Genomic DNA, 15,771 nt, shown 5'->3' with positions numbered 1-15,771 from the left:
GCCGAGCAGGAGGAGCCGGCGTGACCGATGACAGGACGCCCCGCCGCACGGCCCCGGCGCACCCCATGGCGGAGGAGGCCTTCCGGTCCCTCTACGTGCACCTGCGCCACGGGGCGCGGACCGGCGAGGAGCGCCGGCGCGGGGCCATCGCCCACCTGACGCCCGAGCGGGTCGCTGCGGCCGCGGCCTCCGTCCGCCACGGCCGCACCGTGTCGCTGGCCGCGCCCATCGGGACGCGGCCAGGGCCGGACGATCCCCAGCCCGCCGTCCACCACCTGACCGCACCGTCCGCGCAGGACACCCGGGCCCCCGGTCTGCACTTCGCCCTGGACCGGTTCGCCATGAACGTGCACGGGAACGCCCACACCCATCTCGACGCCCTCTGTCACGTCATCTTCGACGGCGAGCTCTACGGCGGCGTCCCGGAAGGCGCTCTGCGGGCGGGCAGCGACCGCGGGATCACGCTCGACCTCGTCCGGGGCGGCATCGTGGGCCGCGGCGTGCTCCTGGACGTCCCCCGGCTGCACGGCGTGCCCTGGCTCGAACCCGGCGACTGCGTGGACGCCGACGACCTCACCGCGGCCGAAGCCGCCCAAGGGATACGTACCGGTCCGGGCGATCTGCTCTTCGTACGCGTCGGGCACTGGCGCCGGCGCCGGGAAACCGGCCCGTGGGACGTGGCGCGGGCCCGGGCGGGCCTGCATCCGGACGCGGTGCGGCTCCTGGCCGAACGGCACGTCGCCGTCCTCGGCTCGGACGGCAACAACGACACCGCCCCCAGCCCGGTGGCCGGCGTCGCCTTCCCGGTGCACGTCCTGACGATGCACGCCCTGGGCATGCACCTGCTCGACTACCTGGACCTGGAGGAGCTGGCGCACCTGTGCGCGGAACTCGGGCGCTGGCACTTCCTGTGCACGGTCGCGCCGCTGCGGCTGCCGGCAGCCACCGGCTCCCCCGTGAATCCGATCGCCCTCCTCTGACCGCAGGGGCGCAGGGCCGCAGGGCCCGCAAGGTCGCAGGAGCACTCCCGCACCCCTCCGGATGCCGCAGCTGCGGGGGGCGTATACGTTCGAATGGGATCCCGCCGTGACGGACAGGCCCGGTGCGGGCGCGACACCACAGACCGAGGACGGACGGTGGTCGCCGTGAGCGACACCCCCCACTACGACGTCATCATCATCGGCACCGGCGCGGGCGGCGGCACGCTCGCCCACCGGCTCGCCCCTTCCGGCACACGCCTGCTCCTCCTGGAACGCGGCGACTACCTTCCGCGCGAGCGGGACAACTGGGATTCCACCGCCGTGTTCGTCAGGGGGAAGTACCGCGCACCGGAGTTTTGGTTCGACCAGCACGGCCGCGAGTTCCCGCCCGAGGTCAACTACTACGTGGGCGGCAACACCAAGTTCTACGGCGCGGCCCTGTTCCGGCTGCGCCCGCAGGACTTCGGCGAACTGCGCCACCACGACGGGATTTCGCCCGCCTGGCCGATCCGCTACGAGGACCTGGAGCCGTACTACACCCAGGCGGAACACCTGTACCTGGTCCACGGCAGGCACGGCGAGGACCCCTGGGAGGGGCCGGCCGGCGAGCAGTACGCCTACCCGCCGGTGGAACACGAGCCGCGCATCCAGCAGTTGAGCGACGACCTGGAGCAGCAGGGCCTGCACCCGTTCCACCTGCCCATCGGGGTCGACCTGACCCAGGACGGACGGGGGCGGGCGACCCGTTCCAGCACCTGCATCCGCTGCAACCGGGTGGACGGCTTCCCCTGCCTGGTCCGCGGCAAGTCCGACGCCCAAGTGATCTGCGTGGAGCCGGCCCTGCAGCACCCGAACGTCGAACTGGTCACCGGCGCCCACGTGGTCCGACTCGAAACCGATCCGACGGGGCGCACGGTGAGCGCGGTCGTCGCCCGGCTGGACGGGGACACGGAGGTCCGGTACGCGGCGGACCTCGTGGTCGTCTCCTGCGGGGCGGTCAACTCGGCCACGTTGCTGCTCTCCTCCGCGAACGACCGCCATCCCCGGGGGCTGGCCAACAGCTCGGACGTGGTCGGCCGGTTCTACATGCGGCACAACAACCTGGCCCTGATGGCCGTCTCCGAGGAACCCAACGACACGCAGTTCCAGAAGACCCTGGCCCTGCACGACTGGTACCTCGGCGCGGACGACTGGGACTACCCCCTGGGTGGGATCCAGATGCTCGGCAAGTCGGACGCCGAGCAGATCCACGGCGAGGCCCCGCGCTGGGCCGGGGCGGTGACCCCGAACATGCCGTTCGAGGTCATGGCCCACCACGCCGTCGACTTCTGGCTGTGCGGGGAGGACCTGCCGCTGCCCGACAGCCGCGTCACCCTGGACGGCGACGGCCGGATCCACCTCGCGCTCGACGAGACGAACAACACGGCCGGGCTGAAGCGGCTGCGGCACAAGCTGCAGCACATGCTCGGGAAGCTGGGCATGCACGAGCACCACCTACTGGACCACAGCATCTACCTGCACAAGGGCATGCCGATCGGGGCGACGGCGCACCAGGCCGGGACCGTCCGCTTCGGCACCGACCCGGCCTCCTCGGCCCTGGACGTCAACTGCAAGGCACACGACCTGGACAACCTGTACGTGGTCGACACGAGCTTCTTCCCCAGCATCGGTGCCGTCAACCCGTCCCTGACGGCCATGGCGAACGCCCTGCGGGTGGGCGACCACCTCCTCGACCGGATGGGCTGACACGCGGCGGAACACCGCCGACCGGGCGAAGTCGCTCAGCCGGCTGGTGCAACACGGATCGCGGCGCGCCACCGTGCCCCGACCGCGCTGGTTGTGTGAGGTTCGAGCCCGCTCGGGTGTCCTCGCCCGGACCGCGCGGGGTCCCGCCGTCGAGGAGGCAGGCTGTCGTGAGTTCCACCGAGGACGTACCCCGGCGCGTGATTCCCGCGGACCTGCTCCGGGGCCAGAAGGCGCTGGTGACGGGCGCCAACTCGGGGATCGGCAAGGCCACCGCCATCGGCCTGGGCCGGGCCGGCGCCGACGTGGTCGTGAACTACGTGGCCGGCCGCGAGGAGGCCGAGAAGGTCGTCGCGGAGATCGCCTCGTTCGGGGTGCGCGCGGCGGCGTACGAGGCGGACGTGTCCGACGAGGACCAGGTCGTCGCCATGACGAACCGCATGGTCGAGGAATTCGGGACCATCGACATCCTCGTCGCCAACGCCGGGCTCCAGCGGGACTCCGCCTTCACCGAGATGACCCTCGCGCAGTGGCAGAAGGTCATCGACGTCAACCTGACGGGTCAGTTCCTGTGCGCCCGGGAGGCGACGAAGGAGTTCCTGCGGCGCGGTGTCGTTCCGGAGGTCTCCCGCTCCGCCGGCAAGATCATCTGTATGAGCTCGGTGCACCAGATCATTCCCTGGGCCGGGCACGTGAACTACGCCTCCTCCAAGGGCGGCGTGCAGATGATGATGGAGACCCTGGCCCAAGAGCTCGCCCCGCAGAAGATCCGCGTCAATGCGATCGCCCCCGGCGCCATCAGGACGCCCATCAACCGCAGCGCCTGGGACACCCCCCAGGCCGAGCAGGACCTCCTGAAGCTCATTCCGTACCGCCGCGTCGGCGACCCGGAGGACATCGCGAACGCGGCCGTCGGTCTGGCCTCCGACCTCATGGACTACGTCGTGGGGGCCACCCTGTACGTCGACGGGGGGATGACCCTCTTTCCGGGCTTCGCCACCGGCGGCTGACCCACCCGCCTCGGCCCCCGGGGGGAGACACCCGTGCACACCACGCTGCACCTGCTGGCGGAAGCACCGCCCCAGATGCTTCCGGCCAGATCGCTCATGGCCTTCACCCTCGCCTCGCACATCATCCTGGTGCCGTTGGGCGTGGCACTGCCGCTCATCACCCTGATCATGCACGGCTACGGGCTGCGCCGCGGCGATGCGACCGCCCTGCTGCTGGCGCGGCGTTGGTCGGCGGTGATGGCGGTGCAGTTCGCGATCGGCGTCGTCACCGGCACCGTCCTGTCCTTCGAGTTCGGCCTGTTGTGGCCGGGGCTGATGGGCAGGTGGGGCGATGTCTTCGGGCTCGGCTTCACCGTCGAGGCCTGGGCCTTCTTCCTGGAGGCCGTCCTCATCGCCGTCTACCTTTACGGCTGGCGCAGACTGCCCGCCCGCACGCACTTCCTGCTCGGCCTGCCCCTGCCGGCCACTGCCCTGCTCGGGACCTTCGGCGTCCTGGCGGCCAACTCCTGGATGAACACGCCACGGGGCTTCACCCTCGACTCCGAGGGCAAACCCGTCGACGTGGACGTCCGCAAGGCGATCTTCACTCCGATGTTCGGGCCGGAGTACTGGCACTTCGTCGTGGCGATGCTGCTCACCGCCGGATACGTCGTGGCCGGCGTCTACGCCGTCGGCTGGCTGCGCGGCCGCCGCGACCGCTACCACCGCCTCGGCTTCACCGTGCCGTTCACGGTCGCGGCCGTCTTCACCCCGGTCCAGCTCGTCCTGGGCGACGCCATCGCCCGTGCCGTGTTCCACCAGCAGCCGGTGAAGTTCGCCGCGATGGAGATCGTCTGGAACACCGACACGCACGTGCCGGAATACCTCTTCGGTCGCCTCCACCCCGACGGGAGCATCTCCGGCGGCATCAAGATCCCGCAGCTCGACTCCGTCCTGGCGGGCTTCAGCCCCGACACGGAGGTGACGGGACTGACCTCCGTACCGGCGGACCAGCGGCCGAACGCCGCTCAGGCCACCATCACCCACTGGGCCTTCGACATCATGGTGGGCATCGGCACCGCGCTCGTGCTGCTCGCCCTCTGGTACGGGATCGTCTGGTTGCGCCGTCGCCGACTGCCCGCCTCGCCGTGGTTCTACCGCAGTGCCGCGTGCGCCGGAGTGGCGAGCGTCATCGCCGTCGAATGCGGCTGGATCACCACCGAAGTGGGCCGGCAGCCGTGGATCGTCTACCAGAACATGAAGGTCGCCGAAGCGGTGACCGCGACCCGTTCCGGTGCCTTGTGGTCCATGTTCGCACTGGTGGTCGTGGTGTACGTGTTCATCTTCGGTTCCTTCCTGGTCGTGCTGCTGAAGATGCGCACGCGGTGGCGGCTGGACGACGAGCGGCGCAGTGGGGAAGGAACGACGGAGACCCCGGAGACGGACACCCCGTACGGCCCCCGCTCCGCGGTGACGGCCGCCAGCACCCCCACCGCCCGCGACGGCGACGGCCCGGAATCGACCGGGGCAGGCCGCCGGTGACCGCCGATGTGGTGGCGGCCGTCCTGCTGCTCGCGGTCGCCGCGTACGCCTGCGCGGGCGGTACGGACTACGGCGCCGGCTTCTGGGACCTGACAGCGGGCGGAGCGGAGCGCGGGAAGCGCCCCCGGTGGCTGATCGACCACGCCATGGCGCCCGTCTGGGAGGTCAACAACGTCTGGCTCATCTTCGTCTTCGTCATCATGTGGACCGGGTTCCCGGTGCTCTTCCAGACGGTGTTCCTCTCGATGTGGCTGCCGCTGGCCCTCGCGGCCGTCGGCATCGTGCTCCGCGGCGCCGGATTCGCCCTGCGCAAGCCCACCCGCAGGATCGCCGGACGGCGGGTCTACGGGGCCGTGTTCGCGATCTCCTCGCTGCTCACGCCGTTCTTCCTGGGGGCCGCCGCGGGCGGGATCGCCTCCGGCCGGGTGTCGCCCGGCACCGAGCCGTCGGCGCACGCCTGGGCCAACCCCACCTCCGTGCTGTTCGGCCTGCTCGCGGTCGTAGCCACGGCTCTGCTGGGGGCCGTGTTCCTGGCAGCGGACTCCGTGCGCTTCGAAGCCCCCGACCTGCACGCCTACTTCCGGTGGCGGGCGGTCGCCGCGCTCGCCGGACTGGCCGTGCTGGCGGTGGTCACACTGGTCGTCACCCACGGCGACGCCCCGCACGTGTGGCGCGGCCTCACGCACGGCGCCGGGCTGCTCTTCGTCATCGTGTCGGTGGTGGCGGCGCTGGTGACGGCTTGGCTGCTGCTGCGCACCTCCGGCGCGTGGTCGCGGGTCTCGGCCGTGGGCATCGTCGCCGCGGCGGTCATCGCCTGGGGCACGGCGCAGCGCCCGTACCTGATCCCGGGCTCGCTGACGGTGGCCGAGGGGGCGGGCGCTCCCGCCACCCTGCACTGGCTGGTCATCGTGACCCTCGTGTCCGTCGTGCTGGTCTTCCCCGCGGTGGTGCTGCTGTACCGGCTCGACACGCGCGGGACGCTGGAGCCCCTCACCGACGCCGACCTGCGGCGGGGCGGCGACCCGGAGGGCCGGGGCTGACCGGCCGTGGCCCGGGCCGCGGAGGCGCAGGAGGGACGAGGGGTCCGTGAGCGAACAGCAGATCCTGCTCGGCACCGCACTGAACCGTCGTCCTGGCCGTTGGGCTCCCAGATCCTGGCGAGCCGGCTGCGCGTCCCGTCGCTGCGCGACGCCGCCCCGGCGGAAGGCGACGCGCTCGTGCTCCTCGGGCCGGTGCCGGCCGGAAGGGCGGACCCCGCCAGGGGGGGCGACGCTGACTACCGGTGTGCCGAGGCCCGGTTCAGGGCCGCGTCGAGGGTGATCGCCGCGTCGATGAGGGCCAGGTGGGTGAACGCCTGCGGGAAGTTGCCCAGTTGGCGTCCGGTCAGGTCGATCTCTTCCGAGTACAGGCCGAGGTGGTTGGCGTACCCCAGCATCTTCTCCAGGACGAGGCGGGCCTGGTCGAGCCGCCCGGCGCGGGCGAGGGCGTCGACGTACATGAAGGTGCACAGCGAGAAGGTGCCCTCGGAGCCGCGCAGCCCGTCGGGCGACGCCTCGGGGTTGTACCGGTACACCAGGCTGTCGGTGACCAGCTCGTTCTCGACCGCGTCCAGGGTGGAGGCCCACATCGGGTCCTCCGGGGTGATGAAGCCGACCGTCGGCATGCGCAGCAGCGACGAGTCGAGGACGTCGCTGCCGTAGTGTTGGACGAACGCCCCGCGCGCCTCGTTCCACCCCTTCGCCATGACCTGCTCGTAGATCGCGTCCCGGGTGCTGCTCCAGCGCTGTGCGTCCGACGGACGCCCGGTGTCCTGGGCGAGCCGCAGCGCGCGGTCGAACGCCACCCAGGACATCACCCGGCCGTAGGTGAAGTCCTGGCGGCCGCCACGGGTCTCCCACAGGCCTTCGCCCGCCTGGTCCCAGTGGTCGGCCAGCCAGTCCAGGACGCGGAGCAGCCCGGTCCACCCGTGGTACCCGAGGTGGATGCCGTGGCCGTGGGCGAAGGAGATGCTGTCCATCGCCTCGCCGTAGATGTCCATCTGGATCTGGGTGGCGGCGCCGTTCCCGATGCGCACGGGGGCGGACCGCTCGTAACCCTCCCAGTGCTCCAGGCTCTCCTCCTCCAGGTCGGAGGAGCCGTCGACCGCGTACATGATGTTCAGCGGCCCGGATTCCCCCTCGCCGCCGGCCCGTTCCTTGATGCGGTCGTCGAGCCAGCCGATGAAGGCCTTGGCTTCTTCCGTGAACCCCATGCCGAGCAGGGCGTACACGGAGAACGAGGCGTCCCGGATCCATGTGAACCGGTAGTCCCAATTGCGCTCGCCGCCCAGCTGCTCGGGCAGTCCGGCGGTGGGGGCGGCGACGACGGCGCCGGTGGGCGCGTAGGTCATCAGCTTCAGCGTCACGGCGGACCGCTCCACGGCCTCGCGCCAGCGGCCCCTGTAGCGGGACTTGGCCAGCCAGGACCGCCAGTAGCTGATGGTGTCGTGGAAGAGCTCCTCGTACTCGGCGAGGCGCATCTGGCGGGGCGGCCCGTCTGCGGCGGACTCCAGGACCAGCCCGCGCTGCTGGCCCGCCTGCAGGCTCAGCGTGAGGTGCAGGTCGTAGTCGCCGCTGAGGGAGTGCACCAGTCGCTCGTCGTCCTGCTCGCGGACCGTGTGCACGGTCAGGGCCGATCCGTCGGAGGCGAACACGGCCCCGTTCTCCGTGACGTGCAGCTCGTGGGGTTTGCGCCCGTAGTCGAAGCGCGGCGCGAGGTCGACCTCGAAGGTCATGCTGCCGCGTACGCAGCGGACCATGCGGACCAGGCGGTGGCGGTCCGTGGCCGTGGGGCTCGTCAACGGCATGAAGTCGACCACCTCGCCGGCGCCGGCCTCGGTCATGAACCGGGTCACCAGGACCGCGGTGTCGGGAAGGTACAACTGCTTGGTCGCGTACGTCGTGTGCGCGGGGCGGACCGTGCAGTGCCCGCCCTTGTCATGGTCCAGCAGGGCGCCGAAGACGCTGGGCGAGTCGAAGCGCGGGCAGCAGAACCAGTCGACCGATCCGTCGGCGGTCACCAGGGCCGCGGTCTGCAGGTCGCCTATCAGGCCGTGGTCCTCGATCAGCGGGTACTCGTCCATCAGGGCGTCCCTTCCGGCACGCGGCGTCATCCGGATCAGCTCCCCCGACCAGCCTAAGCCGGGGACGCGGCCCCGCCCCGCCGGGCCCCGTCCGGCCGCCCCTGCGCGGGGCGCCAGCACCGGAGTTCCGCACGTGACCACGGTGTCCCGGCGCGGCGGGCAGCGGTCGGTGCGCCGGGGCCCCGGGGAGGGTCATCCCCCGGAGGATCCCGGGGCGGGCGTCTCAGCGCCGCGGTGCGGGGACGGCGCGCAGGAGGGTGTGGACGACGGCGTCGATGCCGTCCTGGGCAGGCTCGTCGGCGACGTGGGTGAGGAGGCGGGCCAGGGTGCGCAGGAGCGGTGGCGAGGCCATGACGCGCGGGTGGAGCAAGGGCCGGTAGCCGTAGCGGCCGAGGACGAGGTCTCCGGCGAGGGCGCCCAGACGGTAGTAGCGGCCCCAGCGGCGGCGGAGCTCCGCCGGGTACTGCTGGAGCGCGTGTTCCCGCCGGGCCCCGGCGGGCCGGGCCAGAGCCAGGGCGATGGTCTCCGCGGCCACCTCGGCCGCTTCCAGCGCCTGGGCGATGCCCTCGCCGCTCCAGGGGCTGACCATGCCGGCGCTGTCGCCGACCAGGAGCAGACCGCGCCGGTACTGGGGGCGCCGGTTGAGGCCCATCGGCAGGGGTGCGCTGCGCAGCGGCGAGGCGGCGCTCTCCTCGTGCACGCCCCAGGTCGCGGGCAGGCGCGGCAGCCAGTGCTCCAGGGCCGCCCTGAGGTCCACGGGCCGGCGTCCGCGGCGGGGCAGGGCGCCGAGGCCGATGTTGATGCGCCCGTCGCCGAGGGGGAACACCCAGCCGTATCCGGGCAGGTCCAGTTCGGTGCCCGGGCAGCGCAGGTCGGCCCACAGCTCCAGGTACGGGTCGTGGGTGCGGGCCTCGCTGCGGTAGTACCGGCGGGCGGCCGTCGCGACGGGCAGGGCCGCGTCCCGCTCCAGTCCCAGGGCCAACGCGGTGCGTGCGGAGGCGCCGTCGGCCGCGACGACGAGCGGTGCCCGGTAGTACACGGGTTCCCGGCCGGCGCCGCGGGTGGCCGAGACCCCCGTGATGTGGCCCGCCCGGTCGCACAGCGGGGCGGTCACCTTCACCTGGGTACGCAGGCGGGCTCCGGCGGCGCGGGCGTGGGCGGCGAGCAGTTGGTCGAAGTCGTAGCGGCTGCGGGTGAGCCCGAAGTCCGGGTGGCTGCCCAGCCGCGGCCAGTCCAGCTCCACCTCGCGGCCCTCGCACACCCAGCGCATGCCCTTGTTCCGCATCCAGCCCGGTGCGTCGATGTCGATGCCCAGCCGCACCAACTGGCGTACGCCCCGCGGGGTCAGCCCGTCGCCGCACACCTTCTCGCGGGGGAAGCCGCTCTTCTCCAGCAGCAGTACGTCCACGCCCGCGCGCGCCAGGTGCGCCGCGGCGGCGGATCCGGCGGGTCCGGCTCCGATGACGATGACCTGTGCTTCCTCGTCACCGGCCCCGTCCGGTTGCGGGGAGGTGCCGTCCGTGGTGGGTTCGCCGCTTGCGTCGTCGCGTTCGCTGGTCACTGCACCACTATGCCCGGTCCGGGCCCGGCGATCCCGTCCGGCAGGGCCGATGACGCCGGCGGCGGGCGGTCGGGCGGGTGACCTGCGCCGGGAGCGGCATGAACGGCCCTAAACAGTCGCACTGTTGTGCCCAAAATATGACTGTCTGCGGCCGGGCGGGTCGGATAGCAATGGGGGCGGCACCTGGGCACGGCCCGTCGACGGTCGACGGGTTCCAGCGCGCCCGAAAGGAAACCCCCTTGATCCGCACCCGCTTCGCCGCCCTCGCCACCATGGCGTTCACCGCCCTCGCGGTCGCCGCGACCCCTGCCTCCGCGGCGCCGGGCACGACCCAGAACATGTGCGCCAGCACGCTCACGCCCAGCGGTTGGGTGGACGTCCAGTGGTGGAACAGTGCCGGCTGCGGCTCCGGCTTCACCCCCAACACCAAGCAGATCAAGGACCTGACCGGGTACCCGGTCGGCACCCAGGTCAACGCCTGCGCCTCGACGTGGCCGCCCGCCGGCTGGACCATCGTCAGCAGCTACTACTCGAGCGGCTGCCGCTACTCCGCGGTGCCCAGCTTCAACGCCAACAGCTGGACCCTGAAGCGCACCTCCTGACGCCCGGGCGGAGTCGGCCGCGGCGGACGGCCCGTTTACCGGAGCGATTCCCGCGGGGGCCGCTCGCGCAGGGCGCCGTAGGCGACGAAGTAGGCCGGGATCCGGTTCAGCCAGCGTGATTCGGTGACGAGCTCCGTCAGCCGTTTCACGCGCTCCGGATCGCCGAACGCGGGGCGGCCGGCCAGCAGCGGCTCGATGACCTGGGCGTGGGCGAGGCGCTGGAGGCCCTGGGTGGCCACGGTGGTGGTCCAGCGGCGCCGCTGGACCCGGCGCACGTCCCGGAGTCCCACGGTGCCCTCGCGCAGCGGACGCACCAGGTGGCGGGCCGCGGCCACCGCGTCCTGCACGGCGAGGTTGATGCCGATGCCGAAGACCGGTGACATCGCGTGGGCGGCGTCCCCGATGCACAGCAGCCCCGGGCGGTGCCAGCGGCGCAGGCGGTCGAGCCGTACGTCGAGCAGCTTCACGTCGTCCCAGGACGTGAGGCTGTCGGCCCGGTCCGCGAGCCAGGGGACGGCGGCTCCGAACCGGGCCATGAAGGCCTCCAGTCCCTCGGCGCGCAGGGCGGCGTCGGCCCCCTTGGGAATGAGGCCCGCGCACTGCCAGTAGTCGCCGCGGTCGATCAGTGCGGTGAAGAAGCGGTCCCCCACGCCTCCCACGAGCCCGCTGGGGTCCTCGTCGCGGCGCGGCAGCCGGAACCACCAGGCGTCCATGGGACACGGGAAGCCCTCCAGGCCGAGCTCGGGCAACGTCCTGGCGAAGGACCCGCGGCCGTCGCAGGCGACGGTCAGGGTGGCCCTGAGCTCGCCGGTGCCACCGTCCGCGGTGCGGTAGCGCACACCGTTCACCCGTCCGCGTTCGATGAGGAAGGACGTCGCCTCGGTGTTCATGTGCAGGCGGAAGGACGGTTCCCGGCGGGCTTCGTCCGCGAGGAGGTCGAGCAGGTCCCACTGGGGCACCATCGCGATGTAGTCGTACTTGCCGTGCAGCGCACCGAGGTTCCCGACGGTGACGAGGGACCCGTCCGGCCCGATGGGCAGTTGCACCGAGGTCACCCGGCGCTGCGGGAGCCGGGCGAACCGTTCGGCGAGGCCGATGTCGTCCAGCAGTGCGAGGGACGAGGGGTGGACGGTGTCACCGCGGAAGTCCCTCAGGAAGTCGCCGTGCTTCTCCAGCACCGCCACCTCTACGCCGGCCCGGGCCAGCAGCAGGGCCAGCACCATTCCGGCGGGGCCGCCCCCCACCACGCAGCAGGTCGTTCGCTCCACGGCAACCACTCCCTTCGCGGGCACCGGTGCGCCCGAGGAGGACGTATACCGCACCTGCGGTGGCGGCGGGGCCACATCCCTCCGGCGTGCCGTGGGGCGTACGGGAGCTGGGGCGGGGTCAGCCGTACGGGTCCTGCCTCCGGGCCTGACGGCCGGTACGGAGGACGGCTCGGGCGAGCACGGCAGCGGAGCGGACCGCCCGCAGCGTCAGGCCGACGCCTTCGAGGACGGTCGGTGTCGGGGAGGCGGCTCCGGAGCGACGGCTCAGTGGCCCGGCTTGAGGGACTGCTGGGCCAACCGGTAGGCCGGCAGCATCGCGTCGTGCTCGCCGGTGTCCAGCCCGCCCAGGTGCACGACGACGGCGGCGCCGCCCGGGGTGACGACGGCGAAGGCCCTTTCCTTCTTGGCCTCGTCGAGCGGGGCCGTCTCGTACGCGGCCTCGGCCACCGGCAGTGCAGCACCGCCCGTACCGGCCGGCAGCTCGGTGTACACGGGCGCGCCCGTGGCCTTCTCGCCGGTCATGAACGACTCCAGGACCTTGCGGGCGCCCCCGGTGCCGGTCGGCTCGTCGGCGACCCAGACCCGCAGGAAACCGAGGTTCCCGGCGGGCTTGGCGTCGATCTCGCAGGCCAGGGTCATCCCGCCCTGCTTGAACAGCGCGGCGAACGCGTCGTCTTCCGCATGCGTGACGGCCTTCGGCTTCCAGTCCTGCACGAGGTCGAAGGAGACGGGCAGCCGGCACGGGGTTCCCTCACCCCCGACGGACCCGCCGACCTTGACGCCGGCGCCCGGGCTCGGGGCAGGGGTCGGCGTGCCGGTGGCGGCTGCCGTCCGGGGCGGCGCGTCCCCTCCTCCCCGGGCGGCGCCGGACGTCGACGTCCCGCAGGCCGTCACGCCCACCGCCAGGATCCCTGCACCGACCGCCCGCATGGCCGTTCGCACCAGCCCGTGCCCCATCGACCGCACTCCCCCACCCGAAACCCCGACAGGAACGAAAGAGCCGTCAACCTAACAGGCCGCGCAGCCGCCCCCTGCCCCCTCCCCGGCGGCGGGGACGGCCGGGGCGGGGAGGAACGCCCGCAGCAGCAACACATCAAGATTTTTTGCAAGTTGCTGCAAGATCTTGCAGAGGTCGATAGGCTGCGCTCACTTCCCGCCCACCCGTGAAGGGACCAACACCCGTGCACAGCACGAAGAGCAGGCGCCTCGGCGTCACCGCGGCCGCACTGGCCGCCGCGGTCCTCTCCTGGCCCGCCGCGCCGTCCGCCGTCGCGAACACCCCGACGGGTTCGCCGATACGGTTCCAGGTCACGACCACGACCCAGTGGGGCGACCAGGTCTTCGCGGTCGGCAGCGTTGCGGCCCTCGGCTCGTGGGATCCGGCCCGCGCGGTGCCGCTCGACGCGCACGGCTACCCCCAGTGGGCCGCCGGGGCCGTCGTCCCTTCCGACTCCCCCGTCGAGTACAAGTACCTGGTCAAGGGGGCCGACGGAACGATCACCTGGGAGGACGGCGCCAACCGCCTCATGCAGCCCCGGGCCGGCGCCCCCGTCACCACCCGGGACACCTTCCGCCTCACGCCCGGCACGCCTGCCTCCGGGATCGCGCCGACGTGCATCACCTGGTCCGAGACCTGGCGCTACACCTCCGTCCACAACGGCTGCGGCAGCGCCTACGACCTCCGGGTGCTCTACCGGGACGGCAGCAGCTCGACCTGCAGGCCGGTCGCCGCCGCCGCGACCGCCACGTTCGCGGGATACGGCCCGTACGAGAACCGCCCCGTGGCCCTCGACCACTGCTGATGCCGCAGCTGCCGGAGGCCATTGTCAGACCCCCGCGAGAGGATCAGCGGTATGACGATCCTTACCGCCGATGAGGCGTTGTTCCGCATGTCCGACCGCACCGGCTACGTGGCCGCTCTCCAACTCCTGCGCGAGGCCTCGCAGGCGTACTACGGTGACGGTGACAGCGCCCTGGACGACGCCTCGTACGACCGGCTCCGGCTGGCCGTCCTCGCCTGGGAGCAGGAGAACCCTGCCGAGGTCTCCGCGGACTCCCCCACCGGTCTCGTCGCCGACGGGGCGGCCCCGACCGGGGACGTCGCGCACACCACCCGCCTGCTGAGCCTGGACAACGTCTTCGACGCCGAGGGCCTGCTGGCCTGGGGTGCCTCCGTCCAGCGCCGGTTGGGCCGTGCCCCGGAGGGCGGGTTCACCGTCGAGCCGAAGATCGACGGGGCGGCCGTGGCCGCCCGGTACCGCGACGGCCGACTGGTGCAGGTCATCACCCGCGGCGACGGCAGTCACGGCGAGGACGTCAGCCATGTCATCGGCCAGATCGACGGGCTCCCCGAGCAGCTGGCACAGGCGTCCACCGTGGAGGTCCGCGGCGAGGTGGCCTTCACCCAGGAGCAGTTCGAGACGGCGAACGAGGTCCGCACCGCCCACGGTGCGCAGGTCTTCGCCAACCCCCGCAACGGTACGGCGGGCACCCTGCGGGCGAAGGACCGGCCGTACCGGCTCCGGATGACGTTCTGGGCGTACGGTGCGGTGGAGCTGGACGGCGAATCCTTCCTGCCGGCCGGCTGCACGCACGCCGAGGCCCTGGCCGCCGTGGCCGCGGCCGGAGCGCAGACGACCGCGGACTCCGCCGCCGGGCTCCGCGTGGTCGCCGACCTCGCCGGGGCGCAGCAGCAGGTCGACGCGATCGCTGCCGTGCGGGCAGAACTGCCGGTCGGCATCGACGGCGTCGTCGTCAAGCTGAACGACACCGCCGAACAGGAAACGGCCGGGTTCGGTACGCGGTTCCCGTACTGGGCCGTCGCGTTCAAGCTGCCCGCGGTCGAGCGGCAGACGGTGCTGGAGGACGTGGTGTGGGAGGTCGGCCGCACCGGGGTCCTCGCTCCGACCGCGATCCTCGCCCCGGTCGAGATCGACGGCACCACCGTCACCCGGGCCACCCTGCACAACCCCGCCGACATCCGCCGCCGCGACCTCCACCTCGGCGACACCGTGACCGTCTACAAGGCCGGCGACATCATCCCGCGCGTCCAGGCGGCCGTGGTGCGACTGCGCCCGGCCGGTGCGGCGGAAGTGCCGCTGCCCGATTCCTGCCCCCGCTGCGGCGGCGAGATCAACAAGGCTCAGGAGCGGTGGCGCTGCGCGAAGGGCACCTCGTGCGCGCTGCCGGCGCTGATCGAGTACGCCGCCGGTCGCGAGATGCTCGACATCGACGGGCTCGGCAAGACGTACGTGGCGGCCCTCGTCGAGTCCGGCGCCGTCACCGATGTCGCCGACCTCTTCACCCTCACCGTCGACCAGCTGACCGCCGCGTCCGGCAGCGCCAAGCGGGGCGCCAAGCTCGCCGAACAGATCACGGCCGCCGCGTCCCGGCCCCTCAGCCGCGTCTTCTGTGCACTGGGCGTGCTCGGTACCGGTCGCAGCATGTCACGCCGCATAGCCCGGCACTTCGGCACGATGGAGGCGATCCGCGGGGCCGACGCGGCGGCGATGCAGGACGTGGAGGGCATCGGCCCGGAGAAGGCGCCGGTCATCGTCGAGCAGGTCGCCGCCCTGGCCCCGGTGATCGACAAGCTGATCGCGGCGGGGGTCAACATGACCGAGCCCGAGGAGCCGTCCGCAACGCAGGGTGCGGGGCCACTGGACGGGAAGGTCGTCGTCGTCACCGGCAAGATGGCCGGCCCTCTGGAGGCGTTCGGCCGGTCCGAGATGAACGCGCTCATCGAGAGGGCGGGAGGGCGCGCGGGCAGCAGCGTCAACTCCAAGACGTCCGTCCTGGTCGCCGCGCCTTCGGCGAGCGGCAAGCCGAGCTCGAAGGCGGTCAAGGCCGCCGAGCTCGGCGTGGAGGTCCTCACCCCGGAGGCCTTCGCGGCCCTGGTCGCCGACCATCTGGGCTGACCCGGCCACCGCCGTACGACGTCTCCCCGCCACCATCGACCGCCGGGC

Annotated in this window: 12 protein-coding genes; 8 read left to right on the top strand and 4 right to left on the bottom strand. The window is 72.4% G+C overall.

Annotated elements, in window-relative coordinates; all coding sequences use genetic code 11:
• The first annotated feature begins 65 nt into the window (after positions 1-65).
• From ACFV7Q_RS11905 to ACFV7Q_RS11885, 5 genes are all read left to right on the top strand, one after another.
• Positions 66-980 carry a cyclase family protein gene (locus ACFV7Q_RS11905; RefSeq protein WP_385427123.1) on the top strand — a complete coding sequence of 305 codons (915 nt, stop codon included), beginning with the start codon at positions 66-68 and terminating at the stop codon, positions 978-980.
• Positions 981-1,145: 165 nt separating this feature from the next.
• Positions 1,146-2,726 (top strand): GMC oxidoreductase, encoded by a 1,581-nt coding sequence (locus ACFV7Q_RS11900; RefSeq protein ID WP_385427040.1) that lies wholly within the window; start codon positions 1,146-1,148, stop codon positions 2,724-2,726.
• Positions 2,727-2,938: 212 nt separating this feature from the next.
• Positions 2,939-3,733: an SDR family oxidoreductase gene (locus ACFV7Q_RS11895; protein WP_385427120.1), complete on the top strand. Its 795-nt coding sequence runs from the start codon at positions 2,939-2,941 to the stop codon at positions 3,731-3,733.
• A 75-nt stretch (positions 3,734-3,808) separates the two neighbouring features.
• Positions 3,809-5,254, top strand: coding sequence for a cytochrome ubiquinol oxidase subunit I (locus tag ACFV7Q_RS11890; RefSeq protein WP_385427118.1), 1,446 nt, complete (start codon positions 3,809-3,811; stop codon positions 5,252-5,254).
• Positions 5,251-6,294: a cytochrome d ubiquinol oxidase subunit II gene (locus ACFV7Q_RS11885; protein ID WP_385427038.1), complete on the top strand. Its 1,044-nt coding sequence runs from the start codon at positions 5,251-5,253 to the stop codon at positions 6,292-6,294. Before ACFV7Q_RS11890 ends, ACFV7Q_RS11885 begins: the two co-directional genes overlap by 4 nt.
• 236 nt (positions 6,295-6,530) lie before the next feature.
• On the opposite strand, the gene ACFV7Q_RS11880 is transcribed toward ACFV7Q_RS11885, so the two are convergent.
• Together ACFV7Q_RS11880 and ACFV7Q_RS11875 are read right to left on the bottom strand one after the other, a co-directional pair.
• On the bottom strand, positions 6,531-8,375 hold the full coding sequence (locus ACFV7Q_RS11880; RefSeq protein WP_385427036.1) for a glycoside hydrolase family 15 protein: 1,845 nt from the start codon (positions 8,373-8,375) through the stop codon (positions 6,531-6,533).
• 223 nt (positions 8,376-8,598) lie between these two features.
• The gene (locus tag ACFV7Q_RS11875; protein ID WP_385427033.1) at positions 8,599-9,936 is read right to left on the bottom strand and encodes a geranylgeranyl reductase family protein; all 1,338 of its coding nucleotides are present in this window, start codon (positions 9,934-9,936) and stop codon (positions 8,599-8,601) included.
• 239 nt (positions 9,937-10,175) lie between these two features.
• Here ACFV7Q_RS11875 and ACFV7Q_RS11870 point away from each other — a divergent pair, with 239 nt between their 5' ends.
• Positions 10,176-10,538, top strand: coding sequence for a hypothetical protein (locus tag ACFV7Q_RS11870; RefSeq protein WP_385427031.1), 363 nt, complete (start codon positions 10,176-10,178; stop codon positions 10,536-10,538).
• A 35-nt stretch (positions 10,539-10,573) separates the two neighbouring features.
• Here ACFV7Q_RS11870 and ACFV7Q_RS11865 read toward each other — a convergent pair whose 3' ends face one another.
• Entirely contained in the window at positions 10,574-11,806 is a 1,233-nt protein-coding gene (locus ACFV7Q_RS11865; protein ID WP_385427028.1) for an FAD-dependent oxidoreductase, read from the bottom strand.
• 264 nt (positions 11,807-12,070) lie between these two features.
• Positions 12,071-12,763 carry a lipoprotein gene (locus ACFV7Q_RS11860; protein WP_385427025.1) on the bottom strand — a complete coding sequence of 231 codons (693 nt, stop codon included), beginning with the start codon at positions 12,761-12,763 and terminating at the stop codon, positions 12,071-12,073.
• Between the two features lie 224 nt (positions 12,764-12,987).
• On the opposite strand from ACFV7Q_RS11860, the gene ACFV7Q_RS11855 reads away from it, so the two are divergent.
• Together ACFV7Q_RS11855 and ligA are read left to right on the top strand one after the other, a co-directional pair.
• Positions 12,988-13,608: a carbohydrate-binding module family 20 domain-containing protein gene (locus tag ACFV7Q_RS11855; protein ID WP_385427022.1), complete on the top strand. Its 621-nt coding sequence runs from the start codon at positions 12,988-12,990 to the stop codon at positions 13,606-13,608.
• A 51-nt stretch (positions 13,609-13,659) separates the two neighbouring features.
• The gene (gene ligA, locus ACFV7Q_RS11850; protein WP_385427020.1) at positions 13,660-15,723 is read left to right on the top strand and encodes an NAD-dependent DNA ligase LigA; all 2,064 of its coding nucleotides are present in this window, start codon (positions 13,660-13,662) and stop codon (positions 15,721-15,723) included.
• The last annotated feature ends 48 nt before the right edge of the window (positions 15,724-15,771 follow it).

Origin of the sequence: Streptomyces sp. NPDC059851, from assembly GCF_042732005.1 — a bacterium.
Taxonomy (GTDB): domain Bacteria; phylum Actinomycetota; class Actinomycetes; order Streptomycetales; family Streptomycetaceae; genus Streptomyces.
The sequence above is the reverse complement of the archived record's forward strand: the minus strand, read 5'-3'. Positions and strand labels throughout refer to the sequence as shown.